The sequence below is a fragment of the Crocosphaera sp. XPORK-15E genome (assembly GCF_034931425.1).
GTDB lineage: Bacteria > Cyanobacteriota > Cyanobacteriia > Cyanobacteriales > Microcystaceae > UHCC-0190.
In genome coordinates this window covers 1-5,515 of sequence record NZ_JAYGHQ010000030.1, presented here as the reverse complement: position 1 = coordinate 5,515, position 5,515 = coordinate 1, and the positions used below count along the sequence as shown (strand labels likewise).

The window sequence follows — 5,515 nt, the reverse complement described above, 5'->3', positions numbered from 1 at the left end:
AATTAACGGTAATGGGAGTATTATTATAATCATTTGGTGCGGTTGCTGTACCATTAGTTAGATTAATTCTGACACTAACCGCGCCATCACTTCCTCCCGTCCGAGTTAAGTTAACAGCAGTTACAGGTGTACCATTTTCGTTAATTGAATAAGCAGTATTACTAAATTGAATTGTTCCTGGTACTGCATCATTATCAATGATACTTAAAACTGCGTTTTGTTGCGTTCCTAATGTTGCGCCACCTGTAGGATTTGATAGGTTTAAATTGACTGTTTCTGTAGGTTCATAAACCGCGTCATTATTGATGGGAATAGTAACAGTTTTGCTGCTTTCTCCTTCGGCAAAAGTGACAGTAATAGGTGTATTAGTATAGTCATCTGGTGCCGTTGCAGTTCCATTAATAGGCGTTATGGTAACACTAACTTCGCCATTTGTGCCTACAGTACGGTTAATGGTAATAGTTGCCGTTCCATTTTCATTAACTGTATAATTTGCACCATTAAAGGCTAAGATTCCAGGTTGTGGTAAATCATCGTTAATAATAGTTAATGTGGCTGTTGTCTGCGTTCCTAATGTTGCGCTACCTTGGGGGTTAGTGAGTGTTAAATTAAGAGTTTCATCAGCTTCAAATTGAGTATCGTCAACAATAGGAATAGTAACAGTTTTGCTGGTTTCTTCATCAGCAAAATTAACCGTAATGGGAGTATTATTATAATCATTTGGTGCGGTTGCTGTGCCATTAGTTAGATTTATTCTGACACTAACCGCGCCATCACTTCCATTAGTACGAGTTAAGGTAACAGCAGTTACAGGTATACCATTTTCATTGATTGAATAAGTAGTATTGCTAAATTGAATTGTTCCCGGTACTGCATCATTATCAATAATGTTGAGAATAGCAGTATTTTGTGTTCCTAATGTTGCGCCACCTGTGGGGTTAGATAAAGTTAAATTGACGGTTTCTGTGGGTTCGTAAACATTGTTATCAATGATGGGAATCGTTACCAGTTTGCTGGTTTCTCCATTAGCAAAGGTAACAGTAACCGGACTATTATTATAGTCACTGCCAGCAGTTGCCGTATTATCTGATGGGGTTAAAGTAACCGTAACTTCTCCATCACTTCCCACTGTACGAATTAAATTAATAGTTGCGGTTCCATTTTCATTAACGGTGTAACTAGCATTATTAAAGCTAATGGTTCCGGGTTTAGGTGCATCATTATCAATAATGGTTAATGTGGCAGTAGTTTGAGTACCTAAGATTGCGCCACCTTGAGGATTAGACAGACTTAAATTAATTGTTTCATTGGGTTCAAATTGTTGATCATCGACAATTAAAATAGTTGGTGAAACAACAGGAGGAACAAATCCGTTGGTACTTTGTGCTTCAAATATTGTTCCATTATTTTGATTACTGATTAAATCTTGAACCGTATTTCCCGTAATGGAATTAAAGTTCCAATAACCTACTAATCCAGTTTCATTCCCTGTTAATTGTTCAGTAAAATCTGCTTGAATTTCTGCCTGAGTTCTAGACTTATTCCAGATACGAACATCATCTAATTGTCCCTGATAAACACCATAATTTGAACCCCCACCCGTATTAACGCCTAATTGTAAACTAGGATGAACAATATAATTGCTCTTAATTCCAGTTTTAATGAATTGTCCATTAACATATAAACTGGGTGTTTTGTCATTATAAACAATCGCAATATGAGTCCAATCTGAGACAGTATTTTGATAAACTAAAGGTGAAGGAAGATAAGAAGCTGAATGTTCAAATACACTAATTCCATTGGTTCCAACGGATACTCCTACCCCCGCATGATTTGAACCCAAAGAAGCGGCTTCTCCCTGCACTGGATAAATAGCATAACGTTGTCCGCCCGTTCCAGAGCTACCATTATTAGATTCAGTAGTTACATTGCGAGTTGCAGTCGGTTTTGTCCAAAACTCAATGGTAAATGTATCAGTAACATTAGGGAATAGTTGATTACTCTCAACCCGATCATTTATTCCATCAAAAGATAATCCTTGACTTATCTGTGCATAATCAATTGTTTTACTGGTTTCTCCATCAGCAAAAGTAACTACAATCGGTGAATTATTATAATCAGTTGGTGCTGTTGCTGTACCATTATTTAGGTTAAGAGTAACACTAACTTCACCGTTACTATTTCCTGCACGATTGATAGTAACAGTAGTAATAGGTGTGCCATCTTCATTAACACTAAACTGCGGTGAACTAAAAGAGAAAATCCCTGCGGGTTGGTCATCATTAGTAATTGTGCTAATAACTGCTGTGGTTGTTCCCCGATTATAATTAGCACTAGAAACCAAGGTTAAATTAACCGTTTCATCTGCTTCAAAAATATTATCTACTGTGGGGTCAAGGGTTAAAATTGCTGTATCGGAACCCGCAGCAAAGGTAATAGTTCCACTTGTTCCATTAAAACTGACTGCCCCAGTTTGTATATAGTCATTATTAAAGGTGGCAGTTCCCCCTACATTAAAATTAACAGTTAGAGGATTAACTGTATTACCAGTACGGGTGAAAGTATAAACAAAATTATTTGTTCCATCTTCTGTCACACTATTAGGAGAACCCCCTAAAGAAACCGTCGGTAAATCATTATCAACAATGGTTAACGTAGCTGTGGTTTGAGTTCCTAAACTTGCGCCACCTGTAGGACCACTTAGAGTTAAATTTAGGGTTTCATTCCCTTCATAAATAGTGTCATTAAAGAGAGGAATAGTAACGGTTTTACTGGTTTCTCCACTACCAAAAACAACAGTTAGAGCCGTTGTGCTATAATCATCAGGGTAAGTAGCCGTACCATCGCTCAGTAAGATATTAGCACTGACTACTCCTTCATTTCCATTCGTGCGTTGAACAGTGACAGCAGCAACAGGAGTTCCATTTTCATTAATACTATAAGTGGGGGAAGTAAAAGATAAAGTTCCTGCTAAAGCATCATTAACATTGGAGAGAAGAATTGTAATATTTTGTTCGTAGGATAAACCACTACTATCCGTTGTTCTGACGCGAATAGTGTGTTGGGTAGCTGCTTCATAATCTAGTAAGCTACTATTAGCAACGACTATGTTATTCCCATCGAGAATAAACCTTCCACCTGCATCATTTACTAATGTGTAAGTAAAGGTGTCATTACTATTGTTATCTTGAGAATTAAGAGTACCAATTAAAGTATCATTGGCACTATTTTCGGGAATTGTATTGTTATTGATGTTAATAGAAAAGGGTGCGCTATTAACAACATTTAAAATAAAGTTATCTGTAACGGTAGCATTACTTTGGTCTTTTGCTGTTACTTTGATTTCATACTGCCCAGCATTAGCAATGGCAGGATTTCCGCTAAAGGTTCTGTCACTTAGCGTTAACCAATTAGGCAAAGAACTCCCATCAGCTAAAGTAGCAGTATATGTGAGAGAGTCCCCTAAATCTACATCTTGGAAAGTATTAGCTGAAAAAGTAAAATTAGAAGCGCGGTTACTATAAACATTGACATCGGCAATGGGACTAGCAACCGTCGGGGCATCATTAATTGAGTTGATAGTTAACGTTACTGTTGATGGGTTAGCTGCATAGGTTGTTCCGTCTGAACCATTCCAAGTAAAACCAGCCGTTCCATTATAATTAGCATTAGGAATAAAGGTTAAATTGTTTAAATTTGCTACAGGAATTTCTTGATTAGCTGCAACGGGATTATTCCCAAGTTTTAAAACCCCATTACTAGGTAAAAGCAAAATTTTAACCGTAGCTAAAGGGGAACCACTACTGCTGCTAAAAACACTAGAAAAATCTGTCGCTGTAAACGTTACCGTTTGGTCTTCGTCGCTTGTTTTGCTAACATTGCCAACGTTATTAATAACATCAACATTAACTGCCCAAAGTTCTATCCCTTGGATACCATTATCGGCGGTAAAATAGAGTTTTCCGTTACTATAGGTAAGGTTGCCAGGACTAGAACCACTACTACCAGGATAAATATCTTTTAGGAAAATAGGACTACCCGTTGTGGGGTCTAGTTGCCATAATTCTTGCCCATTGGCAGCGTTAGTGGCGGTAAAATAAAGGACACCATTGGCATTTGTTAAGTTACTGGGAGATGAAGCATTTCCCCCTGGATAAATATCAATGACGCTAGGTGTTCCCGTTGTCGAGTCAATTTTCCAGATTTCTTGACCATAGGTTGGGGTGTAAGCAGTAAAATACAGCGTACCGTTGACATTAGTTAAGTTACTCGGAGATGAACTATTACTACCAGTCCTGATATCAATTAAAACGGGATTTCCAGTTGTCGGGTCAATTTTCCAGATTTCCGTCCCATTAATGCCATTATTTGCTGTAAAGTACAGTGTCCCATTGACATTAGTTAAATTACTTGGAGAAGAACTACCACTACCCGAATTAATATCAATAACAGTAACATCCCCTGTACTGGAATCAGATTTCCAGAGTTCCGTTCCATCTATATCATTATCAGCAGTAAAGTAAAGAGTTCCGCCAACTTTAATAAAATTACGAGGATTAGAACCATAAGTGGTTTGGTTAATATCTTGGGTAAGAACTGTACCTGTTGTAGTACCATCAGTTTGCCAAAGTTCTACCCCTTGAGTAAAGTTATCGGCAGTAAAATAAAGCTTACCATTGCTATAAATTAGGTTGCCCGGACTAGAACTACTGCTACCAACATAAATATCTTTGAGAAAGACAGGATTTCCCGTAGTCGAGTCAATCTTCCATAACTCTCGACCATTAGCATTAATAGCAGTAAAGTAAAGCGTCCCATTACCATTAATTAAATTACTAGGAGATGAACTATTGCTACTGTAATAAATATCAATAACACTGGGTGTTCCAGTTGTCGGGTCAATCTTCCAGAGTTCAACTCCATTAATGCCATTATTAGCAGTAAAGTAAAGCGTTCCATTTACATTGATTAAATTACTAGGAGATGAACCACTACTGCCAGTATTAACGTCAATTACAACGGGATTTCCGGTTGTGGGGTCAATCTTCCAAAGTTCGGTTCCATTAGTTAGATTAGTAGCAGTAAAGTAAAGAGTTCCGTTAACATTGGTTAAATTAGTAGGGTTGGAACCATTGCTACCTGGTTGAATCTCTATTACTTCAGGATTACCAGTAGTAGCATTAATCCGCCAAAGTTCTGTCCCATTGGTAGCATTATTAGCAGTGAAGTAGAGAACACCACCTATATTGATAAAGTTACTGACACTAGAACCATTTGTCCCTGGATAAATTTCTAGTTGAACCGTACCTACTGTTGTGCCATCACTTTTCCACAATTCTGTCCCATTAGTACCATCATTAGCCGTAAAGTAGAGGGTTCCATTGAGATTAAACAGATTACTAGGGGATGAACCATTAGCACCTGTACGAATATCCTTCAGTAAAACAGGATTACCACTATTATCTAACTTCCACAACTCTTGACCATTAGCTGAGTTAGTAGCCGTAAAGAATAA

At 37.7% G+C, this 5,515-nt stretch carries 1 protein-coding gene; it reads right to left on the bottom strand.

The genetic code is table 11. The features are described 5' to 3' along the window. Positions 1-5,515, bottom strand: a 5,515-nt coding sequence (locus tag VB691_RS22890; RefSeq protein ID WP_323293844.1) for a Calx-beta domain-containing protein, incomplete at both ends; no start/stop codon positions are given.